General features: G+C 73.0%; 24 protein-coding genes and 1 tRNA gene. 14 read left to right on the forward strand and 11 right to left on the reverse strand.

The genetic code is table 11. The features are described from left to right. Positions 1-3 precede the first annotated feature (3 nt). The 5 genes from I2501_RS08050 to I2501_RS08070 all read right to left on the reverse strand — a co-directional run bounded on the left by I2501_RS08050 (position 4) and on the right by I2501_RS08070 (position 6,439). Positions 4-2,151 (reverse strand): glycosyltransferase family 39 protein, encoded by a 2,148-nt coding sequence (locus I2501_RS08050; RefSeq protein ID WP_196193172.1) that lies wholly within the window; start codon positions 2,149-2,151, stop codon positions 4-6. A gap of 96 nt (positions 2,152-2,247) precedes the next feature. Next, entirely contained in the window at positions 2,248-3,726 is a 1,479-nt protein-coding gene (locus I2501_RS08055; protein WP_328806264.1) for a sensor histidine kinase, read from the reverse strand. After that, positions 3,723-4,478, reverse strand: coding sequence for a response regulator transcription factor (locus I2501_RS08060; protein WP_196193173.1), 756 nt, complete (start codon positions 4,476-4,478; stop codon positions 3,723-3,725). Before I2501_RS08060 ends, I2501_RS08055 begins: the two co-directional genes overlap by 4 nt. Positions 4,479-4,625: 147 nt before the next feature. Further along, the gene (locus tag I2501_RS08065; RefSeq protein WP_328806265.1) at positions 4,626-5,396 is read right to left on the reverse strand and encodes a rhomboid family intramembrane serine protease; all 771 of its coding nucleotides are present in this window, start codon (positions 5,394-5,396) and stop codon (positions 4,626-4,628) included. Between the two features lie 74 nt (positions 5,397-5,470). Continuing rightward, positions 5,471-6,439: an aldose 1-epimerase family protein gene (locus tag I2501_RS08070; protein ID WP_196193174.1), complete on the reverse strand. Its 969-nt coding sequence runs from the start codon at positions 6,437-6,439 to the stop codon at positions 5,471-5,473. Between the two features lie 422 nt (positions 6,440-6,861). Here I2501_RS08070 and I2501_RS08075 point away from each other — a divergent pair, with 422 nt between their 5' ends. Next, entirely contained in the window at positions 6,862-9,030 is a 2,169-nt protein-coding gene (locus tag I2501_RS08075) for an N-acetylmuramoyl-L-alanine amidase (RefSeq protein ID WP_196193175.1), read from the forward strand. Between the two features lie 91 nt (positions 9,031-9,121). Here I2501_RS08075 and I2501_RS08080 read toward each other — a convergent pair whose 3' ends face one another. Beyond that, positions 9,122-9,652 carry a hypothetical protein gene (locus I2501_RS08080; RefSeq protein WP_196193176.1) on the reverse strand — a complete coding sequence of 177 codons (531 nt, stop codon included), beginning with the start codon at positions 9,650-9,652 and terminating at the stop codon, positions 9,122-9,124. Between the two features lie 316 nt (positions 9,653-9,968). Here I2501_RS08080 and I2501_RS08085 point away from each other — a divergent pair, with 316 nt between their 5' ends. After that, on the forward strand, positions 9,969-11,126 hold the full coding sequence (locus I2501_RS08085; RefSeq protein ID WP_196193177.1) for an acyl-CoA dehydrogenase family protein: 1,158 nt from the start codon (positions 9,969-9,971) through the stop codon (positions 11,124-11,126). Positions 11,127-11,147: 21 nt separating this feature from the next. Here the strand turns inward: I2501_RS08085 and I2501_RS08090 are convergent, their stop codons facing one another. Both I2501_RS08090 and I2501_RS08095 read right to left on the reverse strand, forming a co-directional pair. Then, the gene (locus tag I2501_RS08090) at positions 11,148-12,242 is read right to left on the reverse strand and encodes a MerR family transcriptional regulator (protein ID WP_196193178.1); all 1,095 of its coding nucleotides are present in this window, start codon (positions 12,240-12,242) and stop codon (positions 11,148-11,150) included. 144 nt (positions 12,243-12,386) lie between these two features. Next, positions 12,387-13,133: a tyrosine-protein phosphatase gene (locus I2501_RS08095; RefSeq protein WP_196193179.1), complete on the reverse strand. Its 747-nt coding sequence runs from the start codon at positions 13,131-13,133 to the stop codon at positions 12,387-12,389. Between the two features lie 122 nt (positions 13,134-13,255). Between I2501_RS08095 and I2501_RS08100 the strand changes: the two genes are divergently transcribed. The 5 genes from I2501_RS08100 (at position 13,256) to I2501_RS08120 (ending at position 16,723) form a co-directional block, all read left to right on the forward strand. Further along, the gene (locus I2501_RS08100; RefSeq protein ID WP_328806266.1) at positions 13,256-13,747 is read left to right on the forward strand and encodes an SRPBCC family protein; all 492 of its coding nucleotides are present in this window, start codon (positions 13,256-13,258) and stop codon (positions 13,745-13,747) included. A 78-nt stretch (positions 13,748-13,825) separates the two neighbouring features. Next, positions 13,826-14,524, forward strand: coding sequence for a class I SAM-dependent DNA methyltransferase (locus I2501_RS08105; RefSeq protein ID WP_196193180.1), 699 nt, complete (start codon positions 13,826-13,828; stop codon positions 14,522-14,524). Between the two features lie 65 nt (positions 14,525-14,589). Next, entirely contained in the window at positions 14,590-15,117 is a 528-nt protein-coding gene (locus tag I2501_RS08110; protein WP_196193181.1) for a pyridoxamine 5'-phosphate oxidase family protein, read from the forward strand. A gap of 103 nt (positions 15,118-15,220) precedes the next feature. Further along, a complete protein-coding gene (locus I2501_RS08115) occupies positions 15,221-15,790 on the forward strand; it encodes an Rv1733c family protein (RefSeq protein WP_196193182.1) in 570 nt (189 codons plus the stop codon). A 108-nt stretch (positions 15,791-15,898) separates the two neighbouring features. After that, complete coding sequence (locus I2501_RS08120; protein ID WP_196193183.1) at positions 15,899-16,723, forward strand: sensor histidine kinase; 825 nt, start codon at positions 15,899-15,901, stop codon at positions 16,721-16,723. 50 nt (positions 16,724-16,773) lie between these two features. Here I2501_RS08120 and I2501_RS08125 read toward each other — a convergent pair whose 3' ends face one another. After that, positions 16,774-17,409: a maleylpyruvate isomerase family mycothiol-dependent enzyme gene (locus I2501_RS08125; RefSeq protein WP_196193184.1), complete on the reverse strand. Its 636-nt coding sequence runs from the start codon at positions 17,407-17,409 to the stop codon at positions 16,774-16,776. A 304-nt stretch (positions 17,410-17,713) separates the two neighbouring features. Here I2501_RS08125 and I2501_RS08130 point away from each other — a divergent pair, with 304 nt between their 5' ends. From I2501_RS08130 to I2501_RS08140, 3 genes are all read left to right on the forward strand, one after another. Next, entirely contained in the window at positions 17,714-19,324 is a 1,611-nt protein-coding gene (locus I2501_RS08130; RefSeq protein WP_196193185.1) for a helix-turn-helix domain-containing protein, read from the forward strand. A 457-nt stretch (positions 19,325-19,781) separates the two neighbouring features. Further along, complete coding sequence (locus tag I2501_RS08135; protein WP_196193186.1) at positions 19,782-20,276, forward strand: hypothetical protein; 495 nt, start codon at positions 19,782-19,784, stop codon at positions 20,274-20,276. 426 nt (positions 20,277-20,702) lie between these two features. Continuing rightward, complete coding sequence (locus I2501_RS08140; RefSeq protein WP_196193187.1) at positions 20,703-20,891, forward strand: KOW motif-containing protein; 189 nt, start codon at positions 20,703-20,705, stop codon at positions 20,889-20,891. A 75-nt stretch (positions 20,892-20,966) separates the two neighbouring features. On the opposite strand, the gene I2501_RS08145 is transcribed toward I2501_RS08140, so the two are convergent. Continuing rightward, positions 20,967-21,039: transfer RNA gene (locus I2501_RS08145), tRNA-Arg, on the reverse strand. A gap of 60 nt (positions 21,040-21,099) precedes the next feature. Then, complete coding sequence (locus I2501_RS08150) at positions 21,100-21,978, reverse strand: NADP-dependent oxidoreductase (RefSeq protein WP_196193188.1); 879 nt, start codon at positions 21,976-21,978, stop codon at positions 21,100-21,102. A 114-nt stretch (positions 21,979-22,092) separates the two neighbouring features. On the opposite strand from I2501_RS08150, the gene I2501_RS08155 reads away from it, so the two are divergent. From I2501_RS08155 to I2501_RS08170, 4 genes are all read left to right on the forward strand, one after another. Continuing rightward, entirely contained in the window at positions 22,093-22,470 is a 378-nt protein-coding gene (locus tag I2501_RS08155; RefSeq protein ID WP_196193189.1) for a MerR family transcriptional regulator, read from the forward strand. Further along, a complete protein-coding gene (locus tag I2501_RS08160) occupies positions 22,467-23,018 on the forward strand; it encodes a GNAT family N-acetyltransferase (RefSeq protein ID WP_196193190.1) in 552 nt (183 codons plus the stop codon). Before I2501_RS08155 ends, I2501_RS08160 begins: the two co-directional genes overlap by 4 nt. Positions 23,019-23,108: 90 nt before the next feature. After that, positions 23,109-23,558 (forward strand): (4Fe-4S)-binding protein, encoded by a 450-nt coding sequence (locus tag I2501_RS08165; RefSeq protein WP_196193191.1) that lies wholly within the window; start codon positions 23,109-23,111, stop codon positions 23,556-23,558. A gap of 113 nt (positions 23,559-23,671) precedes the next feature. Continuing rightward, positions 23,672-23,965, forward strand: a complete 294-nt coding sequence (locus tag I2501_RS08170) for a GNAT family N-acetyltransferase (RefSeq protein ID WP_196193192.1) — start codon at positions 23,672-23,674, stop codon at positions 23,963-23,965. Positions 23,966-24,004 lie beyond the last annotated feature (39 nt).

Here is a 24,004-nt window from a genome sequence, read left to right on the forward strand (position 1 = left end):
GGTTCAGCCCGCGGTCTTCGGGTTCGTCAGGTCATAGACCGTCACTCCGTCGACCGTGGTGGCCTTGTAGTTCTGGGCCACCCAGGCGGCGATCTGCGCGGAGTCGTTCGAGCCGCCCGTGCCGGTGCTGGTACTGGTGCCCGTGCTGCTGGAGCTCGGGCCGCCCGTGCTCAGCGTGCCGCCGAGGAAGTAGTGGATCTTCCCGGAGCGCGCATAGCTCTCGAACTGGGCCAGGCTCGGCGCCGGATCGGTCCCGTTGAAGCCGCCGACGGCCATCACCGGATCGCCGCTGGCCAGCTGGTAGCCCGCCGCGTTCTGGGAGCCGACCGCCGCGGCGACCCACGTGTAGCGGGAGGCGTCCTGCTTGAGCAGCGAGGTCAGCGCCTTGCCCGGGTCGCTCCCGTTGAGCAGCGAACCGATCCCGCCGGCACCCCCTGCTCGACCGGCACCGCCCGCACCACCGGCACCGCCTGCACCACCAGCGCCGCCGGTGCCACCGGGCGTGCCGCCGCGCTGTCCGAAGCCGCCGGCGCCGCCGAAACCACCGGGTCCACTCGCCCGACTGCCGCCGCCGGTGCCGGGCATCCCGCCCCCACCGGGCATCCGACCGCCTCCGGGCATCCCGCCGAACCCCGCGCCCTGTACCGACGGGCCGGCCGACGGCAGCGAGCCGCTGTGCGCGGTGCCCGCCGTATCGATGCTGTACGCGGCCGGGCCGCCGAGCCCGGCGAGGACGGCCGCCAGCGCCGCGACCACGGCCCACCGCCGCGTCAGCAACGGCCCGAACGCCAGCGCCAGCGCGCTCGCCAGGCCCACCAGCAGCACCGCGTACCGCAGCCACGGCAGCCAGTCCGCGCTCCGTGCCAGCAGGACGAACGACCAGACCGCCGTCACCGCGACGACCAGCGCCGCGACACCACTCGCCGCCCGACTGACCCTGCCGCTACCGCTGCGAAGCTCCCAGAGCAGCCCGGCGCCCATGCCCACCAGCACCGCGAGGTACGGCGCGAGGGCGACGTTGTAGTACGGGTGGAAGATCCCCTGCATCCAGCTGAACACCAGGAAGGTGGTGACCAGGGCCGTCCCCCAGAGCACGAAAGCGGCCCGACGCCGGTCGGTGCGCGGCGCGCGGCGCGTCCACCAGAGGCCCGCCACCAGCAGGATCAGCGCCGCCGGGAGCAGCCAGGCGATCTGACCGCCCATCTCCGCGCCGAAGAGCCGGGTCAGTCCGGTGCTCCCCCAGTTGCCGCCCCCGGCAGCGCCCCCTCCACCGCCGCCGCCGACGCTGCCGGTCTCGGAGCCGGTGATCCGGCCGAAGCCGTTGTAGCCGAAGGTCAGCTGGAGGAAGGAGTCGTTCTGGCTGCCGCCGACGTACGGCCGGTACTGAACCGGCGTCAGTTCGACGATCGCGACCCACCAACCCGAGCTGACCACCAGCACCACCGTCGCCAGCAGCAGCTGTCGCACCCGCCGCCAGAAGCCGGTCGGCGCGAGGAGCAGATACCCCAGGCCCATCGCGGGCAGCACCAGGAACGCCTGCAGCGTCTTGGTCAGGAAGGCGAAGCCGACACAGGCGGCCGCCATCAGCAGCCACCGGGTCCGCGCCTGCTCCTGCGCGCGCTGGACCGCGTAGAGGGCGAGCGCCAGCAGCAGCGCCAGCAGCGCGTCCGGGTTGTTGAACCGGAACATCAGCGCAGCGACCGGAGTCAGCGCCAGCACCGCCCCGGCCAGCAGCGCGGGGCCGGCGGAGAACCGGCGCTTGACCGCCGCGTAAGCAACGGCGACGGCCGCGACGCCTTCGAGTGCCTGCGGCACCAGGATCGACCACGCGTTGACGCCGAACAGCCGGGCCGACAGCTCCATCACCCACAGCGAGGCCGGCGGCTTGTCGACGGTGATGAAGTTGGCGGCGTCGGAGGAGCCGAAGAACATCGCCTTCCAGCTGTGCGCCCCGGCCTGGACCGCTGCCGAGTAGAACTGGTTGGCCCAGCCGGACGCGCCCAGGTCCCACAGGTAGAGCAGCGCGGTCAGGGCCAGCAGCGCGAAGAAGGCGGGCCGGGCCCAGCGTGGATCGCGGCCGGGCGTGGCCGCGCCGGGCTCGTCGGGCTCACCGGGCGTGGAGGCGAATGTGCGTGCGGCGGTGGTGGTCATGCCCTCCACCGTCACCGAGCGCCCTGTTCGCGCCGTGTCGGGCGGGTGTGCGCCGCCTGTGAGGACGCGCGCCGCGAGGCGAGCTGGGACGTCCCGTCAGGCCAGTGGCAGCCGCACCGCGAACACGGTCTCCCCGGGCACGCTGGTCACCCGGACGTCACCGCCGTGCGACGCGACGACGGCGGCCACGATGGCCAGCCCCAGCCCGGTCGAGCCGGGCCCTGTCGAACGCTCGCCCGTCGACCCGACCGCCCGCGCGCGCGAGGTGTCACCGCGCGCGAAACGCTCGAAGACCGTGGGCAGCAGGTCGGGCGGGATGCCCGGACCGTCGTCGGCGACGGTCAGCAGCGCGTGCCCGTTCTCCACCGCCAGCGAGGCGGTGACGACCGTGCCCGGCGGCGTGTGCTTGCCCGCGTTCGCCAGCAGGTTGACCAGGACCTGGTGCAACCGGTGCTCGTCGCCGGTCACCTCCGCCCCGGCCTCGGGATCGTCCGGCAGCCGGACCTCCCACTTGTGGTCCGGCACGGCCGCGTGTGCGTCCCGGACCGCGTCCACGACCAGCGGCGCGAGATCGACCGGCTCACGGTCCAACTCCCGGCCCGCGTCCAGGCGGGCGAGCAGCAGCAGGTCCTCGACGAGCGCGGTCATCCGGGTCGCCTCGGACTCGACCCGGCCGAGCGCGTAGGCCGTGTCCGGCGGCACGGTCTCCTTGCTGCGGCGGGTCAGTTCGGCGTAGCCCTTGATCGAGGCCAGCGGGGTGCGCAGCTCGTGGCTGGCGTCGGCCACGAACTGACGCACGCGCGTCTCGCTGGCGTGCCGGGCCTCCAGAGCGGCGGAGACATGGTCGATCATCCGGTTCAACGCCGCGCCGACCAGTCCCGACTCGGTACGCGGGTCGGTGTCGACGGTGGGCACCCGGGCCAACCGGCCCACCTCGCCCCGGTCCAGCGGCTCCTTGGCGATCCGCGCGGCGGTCGCGGCGACCCGGTCCAGCGGGCGCAACGACACGCGCACCAGCGCGAATCCGGCGAAGCCGACCAGGAACATCGCGGCCACGCCCAGCACTGCCTCGGTGGCGATCAGGTTGTCGATCGGTCCGGTGACCGTCGACTCCGGCAGACCCACGATCGCGCGACCGGCCCCCGGTCCCTCCGGACCCGGAGGCATGGAGAGCACCCGGTACTCCCCAAGGGTGGGCAGGTCGACCGTGGACGCCTCGCCGCTGACCGGGGTCGCCTCGAGGGCGGTGATCTCGGCACCGGTCAGCGACTGGCTGTTGAAGCTGTCGATCCCCGAATACCGGACCGACCCGTCGGCATTGAGCACGACGGTGACCGCACCGGAGCCCCCGTGCGGGTGGCCGAGGCCGCCTCCGTCACCGGCGGGGCCTCCACCAGGGCCGTTCAGGGACGCCATCGCCGCGCCGTGCAGCTTGTCGTCCAGGCCGCCCTGCATGTACTCGCGCAGCTGAAAGGTGGTCAACCAGGCCACCACGGTGAAGACGACGGCCAGGAGCACCGTCATCGTCACGACCAGGCGGGTGCGCAGCGGCCAGGTCGACCAGCGGCGGATCACGACGCTGCCGCCGCCTCCGCGGGCTTGAGCACGTAACCCGCACCACGCATGGTGTGGATCATCGGAGCACGGCCCGCGTCGATCTTGCGGCGCAGGTAGGAGATGTAGAGCTCGACCACGTTGCCCTGGCCGCCGAAGTCGTAGTTCCAGACCCGGTCCAGGATCTGGGGCTTGCTCAGCACCCGGCGCGGGTTGCGCATCAGGAAGCGCAGCAGCTCGAACTCGGTCGCGGTGAGGCGGATCGAGGTGCCGGCGCGGTGGACCTCGCGGCTGTCCTCGTCCAGGGTCAGGTCGCCGACGACGAGCATGGACTCGCTGCGCGCCGAGGCCGCGCCGGAGCGGCGCAGCAGCCCGCGCAGTCGGGCGACGACCTCCTCCAGGCTGAACGGCTTGGTCACGTAGTCGTCGCCGCCCGCGGTCAGGCCCGCGATGCGGTCCTCGACGGCGTCCTTGGCGGTCAGGAAGAGCACAGGCACGTCGTGCTGCTCGGAGCGGAGACGACGCATCACCTCAAGGCCGTTGAGGTCGGGCAGCATCACGTCGAGGATCACCGCGTCGGGGCGGAACTCGCGGGCGGCGCGCAACGCGGACGCGCCGTCGCCGGCAGTCGTGGTCTGCCAGCCCTCGTAGCGCAGGGCCATGGACAGGAGGTCGGCAAGGGGGGCCTCGTCGTCCACGACGAGCACCCGCACGGGGGTGCCGTCGGGGCGACGGAGCTCGGTGACGGCCGCGTCGGAGGAAGTCGTGGTCATGCTCCGATACGGTGCCGCCGTTGCATGAGAAAACTATGAGGTCGCGCTTCCGGTTGCCTGTGTATTCCCTGGCAATTCCCCAGGAGCCTGCCAGGAACTCCCAGGAATCGCCCAGAGCAGCCCGCCCCGAGCAGCCTCGGTGCAGCCTCAGAGCAGCCCGAGGTCGCCGAGCTCCTTGTGCAGGTCGGACCGGGGTCCGGCGGCAACGTCCTTGCCCGGCCCGGACGGTATCGACCCGCCTCCGGTAGACCCGGCTCCCCTCGACCCGCCCCCCGTCGGCGTGCCGGACGGCGTCGTGCCGGACGCCGTCGCCGGACGACGGTCCCGCAGCAGCCAGGCGCCGACCACGCCGCCGACCAGCCCGCCGAGGTGCGCCAGCCAGCTGATGCCGGGCGTGCCAGGGACGGCGACCGTCAGCATGTAGGCGAACGAGGCACCCATGACCAGGCCGACCAACGTGTCGATCAGGTGCCGGTCGAAGATGCCGCGCAGCACCACGTAGCCGAAGTAACCGAAGATGACGCCGCTCGCGCCCGCCCCGACGGTGTCGCCGCTCTGGAAGATCCAGACCGCCAGGCCGCTGGTCACCGTCACCAGCAGCGTCAGCCAGAGGAACCGGGCCACGCCCCGGTACGCGGCCAGGAAGCCGAAGACGAAGAGCGGCCCCGAGTTGGACTCGATGTGCGCCCAACTGAAGTGCAGGAAAGGCGCGGTGAAGATCTCGGGCAGGCGGCCGACGTCGTGCGGAACCACGCCGTACTCCACCGAGAGCTGCTGGTGGTCCATCCAGTTGACGATCTGCACCGCCCAGATCGCCACCATGACGCCGAACATCACGAAGAACGCCTTGCGCGCCTCCGCGAGCATCCGCTCCGGCGTGTCCAGCTCCTTCGGAGCCCACAGCTGCTTCGTGTCCACGGTGCCCACCCCCCGCTCTCGTGTCGGAGCACTCAGGAGGAACTCTAGAACCGGGCACCGACAGCGGACCGCCGCTACAGCGCACCGATACCGAACCGGTGCGCGACGCGCTCCCCCGGCTCGATCCGCAGCAGGTCCTCGCCGGTGGCGAAGGCGTTGGGCGGACAGCTCATCGGCTCGACGGCGATGCCCGCGCGCCGGTGCCCGGCGGACAGGGTGTCGCCGGTGTAGAGCTGGAGCCAGTCGACGCCCTCCCCCACCCGGAGCTCGACGCCGTGCCCGCCGTCGGACTGTCCGCCCTCGGGCGTCTCCGGGGCGGTCAACCGGACCCGGGCCAGCCCGTCCGCGCCCCTGGTCAGGCCGGTGTAGGCGGTGTCCAGCACGGTGTCGCCGATGGCGCGGGGCGTGCGGAAGTCGTAGCCGGTCCCCGCGACGGACTCGCGCCCGTCGGGGATCTTGCGCTCGTCGACCGGCAGCCAGGTGTCCGCGGGCACCTCGAGCACCGACTCGCCGATCCGTCCCGGGCCGCGGCCCAGCGTCAGGTACGGGTGCGCGCCGAAGCCGTAGGGAGCGGGCCGGTCGCCGACGTTGTGCGCCGCGAGCTCGACCGTGAGCCCGCCCTCGCCGAGCTCGTACTGTGCGGTCAGGTCCAGGATGTGCGGGTAGCCGTGCATCGGATAGAGCCGCAGCCCGAGCCGGACGAACGCCGAGCCCTCGGCGAGGACCCGCCACGGCAGCCACCGGGTGAAGCCGTGGCTGGCGTTGCCGGTCGACGGCTCGGTCAGGTCCAGCTGCCGGTCCTCGCCGTCGAACCGGTAGCGGCCGTCGCGGACCCGGTTCGGCCACGGGATCAGCAACTGCCCGGCCCCGCCGGGAGGCTGGGTGTCCGCCGGGTAGCCGACCAGCAGCGGACGGCCGTCGTGGCTGAGCTCGCGCAGCCCCGCGCCGACACCGTTGACCACGGCGCGGTAGCCGCCGCCTTCGATCACGTACTGCGGCCCGTTGGGCGAGACAGATTCCTGTGACAGCGCGTCGTCAGCCATGAGGCCATCCTGTCACCCGGGCTCCGGAAGTGATGGCTGGGCGCAGGCTGTGCGGAGGCTGGATGTGCCCGGTATCACCTGGGGAACGAGGAACCGTACGGGAGTGCTAGTCTCACGCTCACTCTCACAGACCATCAGCACCACCAGCAGAACCTCTCAACGCACCACCCTCACGGCCCATCTGGGCCTGCCTGGCACCCCGCGTCGGGACGGCCGGGCCGTCTGGTGCGCGCCGGCCGAACGTTGGGCTACCCGGGTGGCCCCGACCGCCGCGAGCGCGCGCGAGACCGGCTGAGCTGACGCGACGCGGACGGCCTGCGGCGGGCCCGTCCACCCACGGCCTCACGGCCGGACCACGACAGAGGCACGCCTTGACGGCTCGACACGTCCGCCGACGGTCACGTCGCTGGATCGGCGCTGCGGTGGCGATCGCCGCCGGCGCGGTGGTGATCGGCGCGGCCGCCGAGGCCGCGCCCAGCCCCGCCTCGGCCCGCACGGCCACCCCCACGACGGCGCCCGTCGCAGGCGCGCTGGCCTGGCCGAGCACCCCGGACCGGACCTCGACCGCGTTGCAGCGGGCCTTCACGGCCGCAGCCGCCGAGTTCCACGTGCCGGTCGACGTCCTGCTGGCCGTCTCGTACGAGGAGACGCTGTGGGAGTCCCACGGCGGCCGTCCCAGCGTCACGGGCAACTACAACGTGATGGGCCTGACCGAGGTCTCCGACGCCGACCTGACCGCCCCGTCCAGCCAGTCGACCCGGGACCTGACCGGCAGCGGCGCCGCCCACGCGCCACAGCCCTCCGCCCGTGCCCTGGCCGAGCGCGCCTCCGTCGACACCGCCTCCCCGGCCATGCACACGCTGCAGACCGCGGCGGCACTCGCGGGCGTTTCTGCCAATTTGCTGAAGACCGACATGACCCAGAGCGTGCGCGGCGGAGCGGCCCTGCTGGCCTCCTACGAGTCCCGGCTGCGCCCCCAGGCGGCCGCGCCTGGCGGGGTGCCGACCGACGCCGCCGCCTGGTGGCCCGCCGTGGTCGCCTACGCGCAGGCGGAGACACCGGTCGCCGGTCAGCAGTTCGCGGCCCGGGCCTACACGTTGATCCAGCAGGGCGCGTCCAGGGTCACCGACGACAACCAGGCCGTCTCGCTCACCGCCGCGCCGAGCGTCGCCCCGCCCGAACTCGCCGCCGCGCAGGCCTCGGTGGCGAGCACGGACGGCGGCGACGGCACCTCCGTCGCGGAGTGCCCGGGCGGCCTCGCCTGCGCCGTCTCCCCGGCCGCGTACCAGCAGAACGGCACCCAGGACGGCAACTACGCGAAGGCGAACCGTCCCACCGACGGCGACCAGGTCGACTACCTGGTGATCCACGACACCGAGGGCTCGGCGGCGGGCACGGTCGCGTCGTACCAGGACCCGACCGCCTACTCCAGCGCCCACTACGTCGTCGGGCGCGACGGTTCGGTGACGCAGCTCGTCCCCACCGCCGACGTCGCCTGGCACTCGGGCAACCAGACCGTCAACGCGCACTCGGTCGGCATCGAAGCGGAGGGTTACGCGCTGCCGCAGGGCAGCTGGTACCCCGAGGCGGAGTACGAGTCCACGGCAGCGCTGGTGAAGTACCTGGCGGCGAAGTTCGAGATCCCGCTGGACCGCGAGCACATCCTCGGCGCGGACGACGTCCCCGAGGCGGCCCCGGCCTCCCTCGCGACGTCGACCTCCGCCCCGGCGGCCTCCGGCGCGACCCCGTCCACCGCGTCCACCGCGTCCGCCCCTGCGACGCCCGCCGCCGCGGCACCCTCAAGCCCTTCCGCGTCCGCGTCCGCCGCGGACGACGCGGCGGACCTGCCCGCCGATCCCGGCCCGTACTGGGACTGGAGCCGCCTGCTCGCCCTGGTCGGCGCGCCGCTGGGCGGCACGCACGCACGCCCGGTCGTCGGCGGACTGGTCACGCTCGCGCCGCCGTACTCCCTGGCCACCCAGCCCGCGGTCACCGGCTGCGGCGGCGACGGCCAGGCCTGCCCCTCGCACCCGGCGAACTTCGTCTACCTCCGCCAGGCCCCCTCCGCCGACGCCCCGCTGGTCGGCCAGGGCACGACGGCCGCATCGGACGGCACGGACAAGGCCGCCTACGGCCAGACCTTCGTTGTCGCGGACGTCTCCGGCGACTGGGTCGCCCTCTGGTACGACGGCCAGGAGGCGTGGCTGCAGGACCCGAACTGGTCCGACACCCTCGTCCCCGACCCGACCACCAGCGCCGACCTGATGCTGGTCGCCCCCGCCGGCGACCGCCCGATCCCGGTCTACGGCCGTGCCTTCCCCGAGACGTCCGCGTACCCGTCCCAGCTGGGCGCTCTGGCCGCTTCGGCGAGCCAGCAGCTCGTCCCGCTCGCTGACACGATCTCCCCGGGCCAGGCGTACCTCGCGGGCTCCGAGGTGAGCGGCGACTTCAACGCCGCGACGTACGGCTGCGGCGGCGCGGTGGGATGCCGGGTCGTGATCGGGACGACGCAGTACTACCCGATCCAGTTCGACCACCGGCTGGCGTTCGTCATGGCCTCGGACGTCCAGCAGATCGCGCCTGCGCGGTAGCCGTTCGGGCCGCCCGGGACCTTCTGGCCTGGACGGCCCGAACAGCCTGGACGGCTTGGACGGCTTGGACGGCTTGGACGGCTTGGACGGCCTAGACGACCACCGCTGCCGCCACGAGCGCTGCCCCCGCAACCGCCGCGAACGGCTCCCGCCGCGGATCGGGGGCGACCCGCCCCACCGCGCGGGCCGCCGCGCACGCGGCCACCGCTGCGGCGACCGGTAGCGGGACGACGCCCACGAGCCCCGCCGCGACCAGCGCGCCGAGCGCCCACCGCGTGCGGTACGGCCCGAGGAACGCCAGTACGGCCAGTGCCCCGAGCAGCGGGACGGGCAGGCGCGTGCCAGGGACGCCGTCGAACCAGCCTGCGGCCGATGCGACCGCCACCGCGGCCAGCGGGCCCGCCGGGCCGAGGCGTGACGCGCGCTCCGCGCGGATCAGCAGGAACGCCGTCGCCATCGCGAGCAGCATCGAGGTCGACTGCCAGGCGGACGAGTGCGCCGCCCAGTCCGCGAGGCGGAGCAAGGCGCTGTGCTCGGCCGGGTGGTAGCCGGAGGCGTCCGCCAGCGCGTCGACCAACAGGGTCACCCCGAGGCCGACCGCGATCCCGGACGAGACCGCCATACCCATCCGATCGAGACGCAGATCAGCACGCAGATCGAGACGCTGCCGCATTGTCGGACCCGCCCTTCGGCCGTGGCCGCCGTCCCTGGGAGCGTAAGCGCCGCACCACCGCCCCGCGACCGCAGCGGACCGGCACAGGGGTGAGGCGCAGGAGGAGGCGCAGGACCGGGCGCGAGAGCAGATCGCTCGTTCAGTCCAATGGCCCAGCAACCGCCCCGTACTGCGAGAACTCTCACCCCCTCCCACCTGGACAGCCGGGCTACCGGCGATTAACTTAACGTTCGTTCGACCAGTGCCGTCCGAGAGGAGCGCCGTCGTGCGCCGCACCGTTTTCACCGAGGACCACGAGGCGTTCCGGGAGACCATCCGCGACTTCATCGCCAAGGAGGTCGTGCCCGTCTACCAGGAGTGGGAGCAGGCGGGTCACGCGCCCAAGGACTTCTACCTGAAGCTCGGCGAGTTGGGCGTCTTCGGCATCGAGGTGCCGGAGGAGTTCGGCGGCGCGGGCATGACCGGCTTCAAGTACCAGGCGATCGTCACCGAGGAGTGCGCCCGCGCGGGCGTCAGCTTCGGCTCCGCCGGCGTGCACACCGGCCTCTGCCTGCCGTACATCATGGAGTACGCGAACGAGGAGCAGAAGAAGCGCTGGCTCCCCAAGTTCGTCTCCGGCGAGATGATGACCGCCATCGCCATGACCGAGCCGGGCACCGGCTCCGACCTGGCCGGCATGACCACCACCGCCAAGCTGACCGAGGACGGCAAGCACTACGTCCTCAACGGCGCCAAGACCTTCATCACCGGCGGCGTCCAGGCCGACATGGTGCTGGTCATCGCCCGCACCTCCCCGGCCACGCCGGAGGACCGCCGCGGCGGCCTGTCCATCCTCTGCGTCGACACGACGCTGCCGGGCTACTCGGTCGGCCGCAAGCTCGACAAGATCGGCCTGCGCACCTCCGACACCGGCGAGCTGGCCTTCGTCGACGTCAAGGTCCCGGTCGAGGACCTGCTGGGCGAGGAGGGCAAGGCCTTCTCGTACCTGGCCCACAACCTGGTCCAGGAGCGCCTGGCCATCGCCGTCGGCGCCTACGCCTCCGCCCGTGCCGCCGTGGACCTGGCCGTCGCCTACACCAAGGACCGCAAGGTCTTCGGCCAGTCGGTGGCGTCCTTCCAGAACACCAAGTTCGAGCTGGCCGCCTGCGAGGCCGAGGTCGACGCCGCCCAGGCCGTCGTGGACCGCGCGCTGGAGCACTTCGAGACCGGCGACCTGAACGCGGCGGACGTGGCCAAGGCCAAGCTGTTCACCACCGAGGTCTGCTCCCGCGTCGTGGACCGCTGCCTCCAGCTGCACGGCGGCTACGGCTACATCCTGGAGTACCCGATCGCCCGCCTCTACGCGGACAACCGGGTCTTCCGCATCTACGGTGGCACCAGCGAGGTCATGAAGATGGTCATCGCCAAGTCGCTGGGCCTGTAAGGCTCCAGGCACGCACTGCCCTCAGCACCCCGACTCGGCCACGTCCGCGACCGCACAGGCCACGTTGTCCGGCCCGCCCGCCCGGCGGGCCAGGACGACCAGCTCGCGGACGGCCGCGTCGGGGTGCTCTGCGTTGATCAGGGTCTGCCGCAGCTCCTCCTCCGCGATCACCGCCGACAGCCCGTCCGAGCAGAGCAGGTACCGGTCCCCGACGCGGACCTGCTGGAGCGTCAGGTCGGCGCGGCTGTCCGCGCGGCCGTCCAACGCCCGGGTCAGCAGCGCCCGTTGCGGGTGCGTGGCGGCCTCGTCCGCGGTCAGCCGTCCCTCGTCGACCAGGGACTGGACGTGCGAGTGGTCCTGGGTGATCCGGAACAGCTCGCCGTCGCGCAGCAAGTAGGCGCGCGAGTCGCCGACATGGACCAGGGCCATGCCTGCGTCGTCCGCCGTCGAGCCCGTCCACAGCAGCGCGGTCAGCGTCGTGCCGGAGCCCGCGTCGGCGAGCCCCTCGACGCCGCGGTTGGCCTCGGCGACGGCGTCGGTGAGCAGGTTCAGCACGTCGCCCTGGCCGGGGGCGAGGGTCCCGGCGACCGGCTTGAGCGCCTCGACGGCCAGTGAGCCCGCCAGGGCCCCGGCCGGGCCGAACCCGTCGGCGACCGCGAGCAGTCCGGGACCGGCGTACGCCGTGTCCTGGTTGCTCTCGCGGACCAGGCCGGTGTCGCTGGCGGCGGCGCAGCAGAGGGTGAGCGGTTTCGTGATCATGGGTTCGTGGTCCTTCCCGGTGGTTCCGTTCAGGTGGTCCACGAGGAAGGCGGCGAGCCGCCGCCGGGACGCGGTGTCGTCCTCGACCCGCGCCCAGTAGGCGGCGACCTCGGTCGCGGCCTCGGCGGGAGGCAGCGCGCAGACGGTCTGGATCCGGGCCAGCGGCATGCCGAGCAGCCGCAGCCAGGCGACGAGCCGCGCCTGCTCCAACTGCGCGGGCGCGTAGTAGCGGTACCCGTTCTGCGGATCAACCCGCACCGGCGGCAGCAGGCCCAAGTCGTCGTAGAGACGCAGCGCCTTGGGCGACAGCCGCGCCCGGCGCGCGAACGCCCCGATCGTCAGCAACTCGTCCGACATCGGCCCGCTCCTCTCCGCTCCAGGTTCCGTTCTACGTCGGGTTCCGTGCGACGTCAGGTCCCGTGCTTCCTCGTGCCAGGCCCGTCCGGGGCCCGGCACGACCGATGCTGGGCCTTGCCCCAGGGGCAAGGTCAACGGCACGCCTCACCCGTCGAGCAGCGTCTCACGCAGCCGCCCGACCAGGTCGTCGTCGACGCCGAGCCGCTGTTCCGCGTAACCGCGGACCGAGCCGTAGTCCTTCGCCAGCCCGGCCAGGAAGAGCTCCATCACCTCGGCCGGGGCGTACCCGTATCCGGGCCAGCGAGGCGGACGACCGTCGCCGTGCTCGGCGGTCCAGTGCGCGCGCAGCCGCTCGGCGGCCAGGTCCGTGAGCGCGAAGTCGGCGACGATGTCGGACTCCGCGACGTCCAGCAACGCCAGGACGGTGGCGGCGAGTTGGCCGGTGCGGTCCTTGCCGGAGGCGCAGTGGAAGACCAGCGGCCCGCTCGCAGGGTCGGCGATCACCTCCAGCGCGCGGCGGATCTCCACCACGCCGTCCTCGGCGACCTCCCGGTACCGCTCGGCCAGGAACGGACCCGGCTCGACCTCCGGGCCCTGGCCGGGCTGGTCGTAGGGGCGGTGCTCGATGCTGCAGTGGTGGTAGGCGACGCCTGCTCGCTCGGCGATCCGGCCCCGCGCCTCGATCTCGAAGCCGTGCCGCAGGTCGATGACGGTGGCGATGCCCAGCCCGTCGAAGACCTTCCAGTCCGCCCCGCTCGCCAGCTTGGACAGCGCATCCGCGCGGTAGAGCCGCCGCCAGCGCACCGACCGGCCGCCCCGGGTGCGGTAGCCGCCCAGATCACGGAAGTTGAGCAGGTTCTCGAAGCCGATGTGCCGTTCGGGAGTCGTCATGATCGCACCCTAGGCATCGTCACCCGTCGTCCGAAAGGACGTCACCGCGCTGTGCGGTCGCAGGCACCGTGCTGGGATGGGACCTTCGGAGAGAAACCGGGGACATCGGAGGAGGCAGCGCCGTGGCGATCACCCCGAACACCCCGAAATCCCCGAACACGCCGGAGGACGCGGTGGTGGTCCGACGCCGCATCAGGGCCGAGCCGGAGGTGGTCTTCTCCTACCTCATCGACCGCGACCGTCTGCTCTCCTGGCAGGGCGTCGAGGCGGTGCTCGACCCGCGTCCCGGGGGCATGTACCGGATCCGGGTGCTGGGCGACGCGATCGCCACCGGCCGGTACACCGAGATCGCTCCGCCCGTGCGGGTCGTCCTCACCTGGGGGTGGGAGAACGAAGGCGACCCGGTGCCGCCCGGCAGCAGCACCCTGCGGATCGAGCTCGCCCCGGACGTGCTCGGCACGCTGCTCACGCTCACCCACACCGACCTGCCCACCCTGGCCCGCGAGCCGCACCGGACCGGGTGGGAGCACTACCTCGACCGCCTGACCATCCGCGCCTCCGGCGGTGATCCCGGCCCCGACCCGTGGGAGCAGGAGGCCGAGGAGGGCGGCTGAGCGGGGGCACGTCGCCCAGAGGTCACGCGCCCGAGAAATGGTTCGCATCCGGCCGCGTGGATCACGGAGACTGCGGCCATGGTCGATTTCGCACAGTTCGACACCCGTGGCTACCCCACCGTCGACGTCCGCACCGGGTACGCCGCCTGGGTCGGCAGCTACGAGAACACCGTCGAGGACCTGATGGACCTCGACGTCCTCGCCTCCCTCACCACCCCCGCCTGGGCGGACGTGGACCGCGCCGCCGATCTGGCCTGCGGCACCGGCCGCACCGGCGCCTGGCTGCGTGCGCAGGGCGTCCACGCCGTGGACGGCGTGGACCTGACCCCGGAGATGCTGGCCGTCGCCCGCTCCCGGGGCAACCACGCCCGCCTCGTCGAGGGCGACCTCGCCGCGACCGGCCTGGACGCCGACGCCTACCCGCTGGTGATCACCTCGCTGGTCGACGAGCACCTCCCGTCGCTGCAGCCGCTCTACCGCGAGGCGTTCCGACTGGCCACCCCGGGCGGGCTGTTCGTCCTGGTCGGGCTGCATCCGCAGTTCATCATGGCCGCCGGGATGCCCACCCACTTCACCGCGGCCGACGGCTCCGAGCTGGCCATCACCACCCACGTCCACCTCGTCAGCGACCACGTCACCGCCGGACTGGCCGCGGGCTGGCAGCTCGCCGAGATGCGCGAGCGGGTCGTGGACGACGTGTGGGTGGCCAAGAAGCCCAAGTGGGAGCGGTTCCGGGGCCAGCCGGTGTCCGCCGCGTACGTCTGGCGCAAGCCGTAGCGCGGTCGGCGACCCTCCGGTGATCGGAGCGCGAGCCGGGGCCGGGGCCTGCGAGAATTCCTCGCATGTCCCGGCCCGGCACTCCCCCTCCCGACGAGCCCCGTCCCGACGAGCCCCGTCCCGACGCGGCGCTGCTCGACGCGGCGCTGCTCGATGCACTGCGCGCCCACACGACGCTGACCCTCGCCTACGCCGACGCGGACGGCCCGCAGGCCTGCGCCGTCCTCTACGCCATCGGCGCGGACGCCTCGCTGGTCTTCGTCACCGCCGCCACCACCCGCCACGGCCGGGCACTCTCCGTCGCGCCCGCCGTACCGGTCGCGTTCACCGCGCAGGCGGACGGGCAGGAGTGGACGGCGCTCACCGGCGTCCAGGGACGCGGCGTCTGCCGCCGTCTCGCGGACGGGCCGGAGCGTGACGCGGCGTGGCGCGCGTACACGGAGCGCCACCCCTTTGTCACCGCCGACCCGAGGCTGCAATCCGCCTTGGAATCAACGGCGTTGTGGGCGATCCACCCCACCTGGCTGAGGCTGATCGACAACTCCCGTGGCTTTGCCACCAAGCTGGAGTGGCAGTCCCCGCCGGAGAGTTGAACCGTCCTCACCCGAGGGTTGAAATAGCCGGGCACCGGGCAGCACGATGGTCTGAGGAAGGTCCAGAGGCCTCGGGGTGGCAGGGCATAAGGAGGCGGTGGCCATGGCCACGCCGTCAGTCGCGCCGCAACCGTCGGCCGTGCCCCGGCGGAGGAATCCGCTGCACCGGCGCGCCGATTCGCTCCGCTCGTGGCTGCGCGTCGCCTTCGTGGTGAGCATCGGCATCACGGTGGCGCTGACGGTCCTGCTCGGCCTCCAGCTCTACGCGCACAGCCGCGCCGCCGCCGAACACGCCCAGACGGGGCTGCACGAGGTGTCGACCGTCGCGACCACCGACCCGTCCTCGGCGGGCGTCGGCACCTGGGTCGCCACTCTGACCTGGACGGATACGTCCGGCCCGCACACCGTCCAGGCCCCCGTCCCGGTGGCGACGGTCCCCGGCGACCACGTCCCGCTCTGGGTCGACGCCAAGGACGTCCCGCAGCCGCAGCCGATCCCGGCCGTGCAGAGCGCGGGCAGCGCCGCCACCTACGCCCTGGCCGCCTTCGCCGCCGGCACGACCCTGCTGGCCGGCGGCTACGCCCTGGCCCGGCACTCGCTCGACCGGCGGACCTGGCGGGCCTGGGAGGAGGAATGGGCACGGGTCGAGCCGGACTGGACGCACCGCAGCTGAGCGCGCTGCCACCCAGCTGCCCCCGGCTGCCGCTCCAGCCGTCACCCACCGCTCCGGTGATCGTTCCCCCGGTGATCGTTATGTCCGGTTCCATGCGATTCTGAGCTGATGTCCGAGCTGATGACGCCGCTGGCCAGGAAGGTCCGGACGGCGACCGCCGCCGGGCTGGCCGCGCTGCCGCCCTCGTTGCTGGCCTCGCTGCTGGCGGTGGCCTGGCTGCGCAGCCGCGCCGCCGTCGACCGGCTCCGGCGGGCCGCCGAGGAGCAGCGCCGCTTCGTCGCCGACGCCGCGCACGAGCTGCGCAGCCCGATCGCCGCCCTCCGTACCAACCTCGAGGTCTCCCTCGCCCACCCGGAGCAGACCGACTGGCCGGTGACCACCGCGCAGGCGCTCACCTCCGTCCGCCGCCTCCAGGAGCTGGCCGAGGACCTGCTGGTGCTGGCCCGCCCCGACGACCCCGACCGCCACAGCGAGCTGGTCGACGCGGGCGCCCTCGCCCGCGACCTGGTCGCGGACTTCCGCACCACGCATCCGCACCGCCCGGCCTACGCGCTCGACGTCCGCGACACCGCCCGCGTCCTGGGCAACCGCAGCGATCTGGGGCGACTGCTGCGCAACCTGCTCGACAACGCCACCCGCCACGCCGCCACCCGCGTCGAGCTGACCGTCGACGTCGACCGGGCCGCCGTGGAGCAGGAAGCCGAGTGGGTGGTCCTCACCGTCCACAACGACGGCTCGGACATCCCGGCCGAGGACCGCGAGCGGATCTTCGAGCGGTTCACCCGACTGGCCGAATCCCGTAGCCGGGATGCGGGCGGATCCGGCCTCGGCCTGGCCCTGGCGCGCGAGACCGCCGTCCGCCACGGCGGCTCGCTCTCGCTCACCCGGAGCGGGCCCACCTTCGTGCTGCGGCTCCCGGTCGCGGCGCCCTGAACGCAGACCGCCTTCAGCGCGAGCAGCGGCTCAGCACCGCCCGCACGGCATCAGAACCGCGCGCGCAGCGTCGGCAGGCCGTCGCCGGACAGCTCGGCCAGATGCGCCTCGCGTCCGGTCATCGCCATCACCAGGGACAGCATCGGCCCGGTCACCTTCGGGCCCTCGCCGTGCGCCCAGTCCACGTCGTCCGCGACCAGCCGGACACCCGCGATCCGGTTCTTGGCGCCGATCAGCAGGTTGGAGCCCTTGAAGAAGTCCGCGACCCGGACCAGAGACTCCTCGGGGTAGTCCCGTCGGAGCCCCAGCGGCCTGCGGATGTCCTCGGAGTGGACCACCGCCTCCCCGAGCATCGCCTCGGTCGGGCCGGGCGGGGAGGTGGTGCGGTCCTGGACGCCGCGGAACGCCGCCACCGTGTCGGCCGGGGTGGCTCCGGTGTGCGCGGCGACGCCCTTCGCCGAGAAGACCGGGAAGCGGAACCCCGACCTGGCCATCTCCATGACGAACCGGGGCGGCGTCATCAGCGCCGTCGACACCATGTGGCCCAGCACCTGGTGCACGCTCCACTCGCTGCACAGCGAGGTCGTCGTCCAGGCCTCGTCCGGCATCCGCGCGCCCTCCAGATCCGTGAGCAGCGCCTGCCGCTCCGCGTGGATCAAGGGCCAGGGGCTGGTCGTACCGGCCATGATGACCACCGCCTTCCGCCGTCGATCCAGCCATAACACCGCGTCGTCCCTCCCGCTACCCGACCTGGATGATCCTCCAGTACCGGCAGGTCAGGGCCGTGTGTGCGACCAGTCGTGAGCGGTCTCCGCGCGTTGCTTCAATCGCGGCACAGCACCGCGAAGAGGCAGGGGAAGGGGCAGGGGCAGGGCCCACGCATCGGACAGGCCTACCCGCCGCTGAGGCTTGCATTTACGATGCCTGTGCGCACTTCCTCCTTGCTACCGCGAGGGTAGGAACCGGCGCGGACCGCAAGGAGCAAGGGACGTGATCGTCGGGGATCTGCTGGGCCTGACCGACCTGCGGATCGAGGTCGGCTGGGCCACGCCCGAGCTCCTCGCCCGCGAGGTCACCGGCGTCACCTCCACCGACCTGCAGGACCCGGCCCGCTACCTGCGCCCCGGCGAGCTGGTGCTGACCGGCCTGGTCTGGTGGCGTCCCGACGACCTGGTCGCCGATCCGGCCGCCGCGGCCCGCGCCGCCGGACGGTTCGCCACCGCGCTGCGCAGCGCCGAGGTCGCCGGGCTGCTCGCGGGCGAGGGCACGCACGGCGCGGTCCCGGCGGAGCTGGCGGCGGCGTGCCGGACGCACGGCATCCCGCTGCTCTCGGTCCCGGCCGGGACCAGCTTCCGCGCCGTCACCGACCGCGTCTACCTGCGGCTTTGGGGCGACCTCCAGCTCCGCTCCGAGGGCACGGCGGCGGTTCCGGCCACCGTCCGACGCGAGTTGCTGGGCCTGCTGCACTCGGACGCGGAACCGTCCGCCGTGCTGGCGCGGGCGGTGGCGGACCTGGGCCTGCCGGACTGCTCGCTGTTGACGACGGCGGGGCGGACGCTCGGCTCCTCGGCTGCGCCCGGAAGGACGACAGGCAGGCCCGCCCTCGCCGCACCTGCCGCACCTTCCCCGCGTGCGCTTCCCGTCGGCCCCCAGGGCGCCTCGCCGTTCGACGGCTGGCTGCTCCAGCCCCATGCCGAGCCGGCGACGAGCGCGGTCGCCGTCCTGCACGGACTCGCCGAACTCCTGGGCCCGTTGGCGGTCCGAGCCCGGTCCACGGCCACCGCGCAGCGGCAGGGCGCCACCCGGGTGCTCGACCTGATCCGCGCGGGCGCGACCGGCGCGGGCAGCTCCAACTCAGGCGTGGACGGCGAGCTCGCGGAGGCGCTGACCGCCTGCGGCCTGCCGACCGGCGCTGCCTCGTCGTCCGCACTCACCCCGGTCGTCGTCCGGATCCCCGGCAGCCCGGCCGCCTGGTCCCCCGCCGCACTGGCCGAGGCCCTGCACCGGACGGGCGCGCCCTTCGTCGTCGCGGCGGACGCCTCCGCCGCCGGAACAGCCGTCGGCCTCACCGCCGCCCCGGCAGCGGACGTCACCGCCGCGCTCCGCGCCGCTCTGCCGCAACTGCGCTCGGCGCTCTCCGCCCGCCAGGCGGCCCCGGCCGTCGTCCGCGCGGGCGTCGGCCCGTCCGCCGCCCCGAACGCGGGCGCGCTGCGCTCCGCACTGGTCCAGGCCGAGTACGCGCTGGCGTCCGCCGACCCCTCGGACGGCCTGGGCGGCAGCGCCCGGCTCGACTCCCTCGCGACGCTGCTGCGCGGCATCCCGGCGGAGGTCCAAGCCGCCTACCGGGACCGGCTGCTCGCCCCGCTGGTCGAGCACGACCGGGCCAACAGCGTCTCGCTGCTCGACACCCTCGACGTCTTCCTCCGCCTGGACGCGTCCTGGAGCCGCACCGCGCGTGCCCTGCACATCCACGTCAACACGGTCCACTACCGCGTCGGCCGCATCGAGGAGCTGACCGGCCGCAGCCTCTCCCGCCTGGAGGACCGCCTCGACCTCCGCGCCGCCCTCCTCTGCGGCCGGACGGAACAGTCCGGCGTGTGAGGCGCACTGGCATGTGAGGCGCACGAAAGCCCGGACCGACGACGGTCCGGGGCTTTCGGCTGTCCAGCGCTGTGCCCCATGCCAGATTCGAACCTGCGACACCGGCGCTAGGAGAGCCGTAGTTTGACGGACCCTAGCCTGCTCCGAGCTGCTGCCGAGCCCTCCGCCCAACGGGAAGGTTGATCATTTGGGCGATTTCTGGGAGATCAGGTGTGCGAGGACAGTCCGAATCGGCGTCCGGCACCTCTGGCCCGACCCAACGGCTCGAACTGACCAACGAACGGGCATAGAGCTGACGCACGATAGAGGCCTTCACCGCTGAGTCCGCGCGGTGAGGGCTTCTCTGCGTTGGTGCCGTTCGGCGCAGTGACACCAGCGCGAAGAGTGACGGTCCGCCAGCGCCCCGGGTGCGGCGCGTACGGTCGCGCAGCACCCCGGGAACTCGAAGGGACTGACTGTGATCCGCGCACTCAGGAACACCGCGGCGGCACTCGCCGCCACCGCCCTCGTCAGCCTGCCAACCAGCGCCACCGCAGCCGACTGGGGCAACGGCAGCGCCCCCGTCTTCGTCGTCAACAACGTCCACCAGACCGCGCTCGGTGACATCTTCAACGCCGGCCACGACAACACCGTCGGCTCCAACGACGCTTCCCAAGGCACGCCGGGAGTCGGCGTCGGTGTCGGCGTCCACTACACCTTCTTCATCCAGGTCGGCGGTCGAGTCGGATTCTTGGTTGGGACGATCCCGTCACAGGATTGGCCAGGCGTCCTGTCCGGCGGCGGAACATTCCAGGTGAATGTGGACGCGAAGGGCGAAGCGGTCTACCAAAACAGCGTGGACGGTACAGCTGTGACGTTGCTCGTCGATCCCGCCTCGCCCGACCCTCTCCAGTGCGGCCCGACGATGGGGGTGCGCTGTGAGGTCCGCGGGAACCGATTCTTGATCAACTGACAGTTCCGAGAAGCCGGTGGCCCCCGCGCAGCTGTTTACGCGGGGGCCGACCTGTTGGTGCCGTGCTGCGGGAGGCCCGTCCCACAGGCCGGTACCCGCATCGTCCGCAAGTCCCCCACAGCCCTGTGGACGATCCGCTGAACCCGCCCGGAACGCCTTGGGAGCGTGGTAGTCCGGGCGGGAGACCTACTCGGCAGGTCCAGCAACGGAGCGGCGGCCGACCGCCAAGTGAGCCCGTGGCGCCGCCCCCAACCCGCCCTGTCAGTGGCACGGTCTACTGTCACCCGCGTTGGATCGGACAGGGGCCTCATCGGAGGCGCACCGCGATCAAGGGGGGTGGCTCAGAAGAGGCCCCCGGGCTTTCAGCTCCGGGACTTCGTGCAGCTCCGAACCCACCCCCCTCACGGACCCATCAAGGGGAGCAGCATGTCTGATCTGTGGAACCTGAAGGCCGGGGACAAGGTCAGGGTGACCCGCGGCCCCTTCGCGGGCGACGCGGGCACGGTTCACTCCGTCGACCGTGAGCGAGGGCGGGTGCGCGTACTGGTGCTGGTCTTCGGCGACACGACCACCGTCGACCTGCCGCGGTCCGACGTCGAGCGGCTTGCCGGGTGATCCGGCGGGCCCGTTGCCGTCACCTACTACCGTCAAACGCCCCGGACCATGATCGGTCCGGGGCGTTTGCGCAGGTGCCCCATGCAGGATTCGAACCTGCGACACCGGCTTTAGGAGAGCCGTGCTCTATCCCCTGAGCTAATGAGGCGCGGGGCCAGTGTACCGGGTCTGTGGATCAGCGACGGGGCTTCGGCGCCTGGGCGCGGGGTCAGAAGTGGAGTGCCACCTTCCCGGTCAGGCCGCCGCGCTCGAACAACTCCGTTGCCCGGCGGACCTGGCGGACGGAGAAGTGGTGGGCGATGTGAGGGCGGACGACCCCCGCGTCCACCAGGCGGACCAGCTCGGCCAGATCCGCGCGGCTCTCCTGGACGTAGCTCTTCTCCGCGCGCGGGATCTCGGGCAGCGGCGCGTCCGCGACGGAGACGTAGCGGCCGTCCGGCGCGAGGGCGGCGGACACGTCCACGCCGGCGGTGTCGAGGACCGCGTCGTAGCTCGCGGACTTCAGGTCCGAGACCGCCGACGCGACGGCGGAGAGGCCCAACGCGGCTGCGGGGGCCAGGTGTTCGGCACGGGAGACCAACCCGTCCACCACCACGCCGCGGTGCAGCGCCAGGGCCACCGCCGTGCGCCCCACCGCGCCGAGCGCGCCCGAGACCAACAGCCGCTGCCCCGCGACGAGATCCAGCGGCCCCAGCGCCTGCAGGGCGGTGACCCCGGCGAGAGGAAGGGCCGCTGCCTCGACCAGCGGGACGGACGCGGGCGCGTGGGCGACCAGCGTGGTGGGCAGCGCCACCAGCTCCGCCCAGGTGCCGAGCCCGGTCGCCAGCTGGGCCGACATCGCGACCACCCGGTCCCCGACCGCGAAGTCGGCCGACTCCGTGGCGACCACCACGCCCGCGAGGTCCCAGCCGAGCGTCATCGGGAACGCGGGCCCGACGTCCCAGGCCCGGGTCTTCCAGTCGACCGGGTTGATCGTGCTGGCCACGGTGGCGACGAGCACGTGACCCGCCCCGGCGACAGGGGCGGCGGCCTCGCGCACCCGTAGGACTTCGGGACCACCATGCCGGTCGATCTGGACAGCGAACACGCGGGGTACTTCCCTCCGGACGAGCGTCGGCCGACGGTCGGACGGACCGTCAGCAGTCAGTACTCGGACCGTAAACTCTGACACCGGTGTGAGAGTCAAGCTCGGGGGGATCACGTGCGCATCGGTGAGATGTCCCGCAGGACCGGCGTCCACGCGAGGCTGCTGCGGTACTACGAGGAGCAGGGCCTGCTCACCCCCGAACGCGGCTCGGGGAGCTACCGCTCCTACCGCGAGGAGGACGTGGAGACGGTCCGGCGGATCCGGCGTCTCCTGGCCGCTGGGCTGTCCACCGCCAGCATCGCGCTGATCCTGCCCTGCGTCCGGACGGACGGGCCCCGGCTCGTGCCGGTCTGCGAGGACACGGTGGCCGCGCTGCGGCGCGAACACGCGCGCGTGAGCGGGGCCATCGACGAACTCCGGGCGTCGAAGGAGATGTTGGAACACGTCATCCAGGCCGGAGCGGGTCCGGCGGCTGGCACAGTGGATGCGTGATCGAGGTACGCGTCGCGCACACCGCCCAGTTGGACGAGGCGGAGCTCGCGGCCGCGCGGGCGTTGCTCTACCGGGTGTTCGCGGACATGGCCGAGGAGGACTGGGAGCACTCGCTCGGCGGCGTGCACGCGCTGGTCCGCGAGGCCGGGCCCGGCGGCGAGGTGGTCGCGCATGCCGCGGTGGTGCAGCGGCGGCTGATGTACCGGGGCCGGGCGCTGCGGGCCGGGTATGTGGAGGGCGTCGGGGTCGAGGCGCGCCTGCGCGGGCAGGGGTACGGCGGGGCGGTGATGGCCGCGCTGGAGCGGGTGATCCGGCGCGCGTACGACGTCGGTGCGCTGGCGGCGACCGACGAGGCCATGGGGTTCTACTCCGCACGCGGCTGGCAGCGGTGGCAGGGGCGGGCGTCGGCGCTGACGCCCGCGGGGGTGGTCCGGACGCCGGACGCCGAGGACTGCCTCTTCGTCCTGCCGGTGGCCTCCGGCCCGGTGCCGGAGCTCGACCTGACCGACGAGCTGACCTGCGACTGGCGCGACGCCGACGTGTGGTGACGTGCGTGGACCCGCCAGGGCGTCACGCTGCGGTGCCCGGACTGCGGTGCCCGGACTGCGCTGCACGGGACGGCGACGCACCATGAGGGTATGCAGGACTTCGAAGGGCTGCCGCCGGGCGACCGCGTGAAGGTGTACGAGGCGCCGGGCATCCGGGTCCGCTACGACGCCGGACGGTGTCGGCACTACGCCGAGTGCGTGCGCCGCGCCGGGGAGGTGTTCGACCCGGAGAAGCGGCCGTGGATCCAGCCCGGCAACGCCGACCCGGAGCGCGTCGTCGCCGCCGTGCACGCGTGTCCGACGGGCGCGCTGCACTATGTGCTCCCGGACGGACCCGCCGAGGAGCCCGAGCGTCCCACCGTGATCACGCCGGAGCGGGACGGCCCGCTGCTGGTCCGCGGCGACCTCCGGATCGAGGCGAGATCGGGAGAGGCGGGAGAAGCCAGAGAGGTCCGCGCGGCGTTCTGCCGCTGCGGCGCGAGCGCCAACAAGCCGTTCTGCGACGGCTCGCACGAGCGCATCGGCTGGCACGAAGGCTGAGACGCGCGTGTCCGTTCCCAGGAAATCGGCCCGCGTGACGGAGACTGCAGAAGACGGAGAATGCGGGCGATACGGACAGCCACGGGCAGCAGCACCGGCAGGAGGCGGCGAGGATGAGCACGAGCGAGGCCGAGGTCACGGTCGCCGACGCACCGGGGGCGCAGCGGTTCGAGGCCCGGATCGAGGGGGAGCTGGTCGGGTTCACCTCGTACGTCCGCGACGACGACCAGGTGATCTACCAGCACACCGTCGTCGGCCCCGCCTACGAGGGCCTGGGCATCGGTGGCCTGCTCGCGCGCACCGCCGTGGAGGACGGCCGCCGCCGCGGCCTGAAGGTCACGGTGACCTGCCCGTTCATCAAGGCCTGGCTGACACGACACCCGGAGTACCAGGACGACGCCGAGTGAACGGCGCATCCGGTACTCCGGGTGCATGAGGGAGAGGAA

The organism is Streptacidiphilus fuscans (assembly GCF_015690355.1).
Classification (GTDB): domain Bacteria; phylum Actinomycetota; class Actinomycetes; order Streptomycetales; family Streptomycetaceae; genus Streptacidiphilus; species Streptacidiphilus fuscans.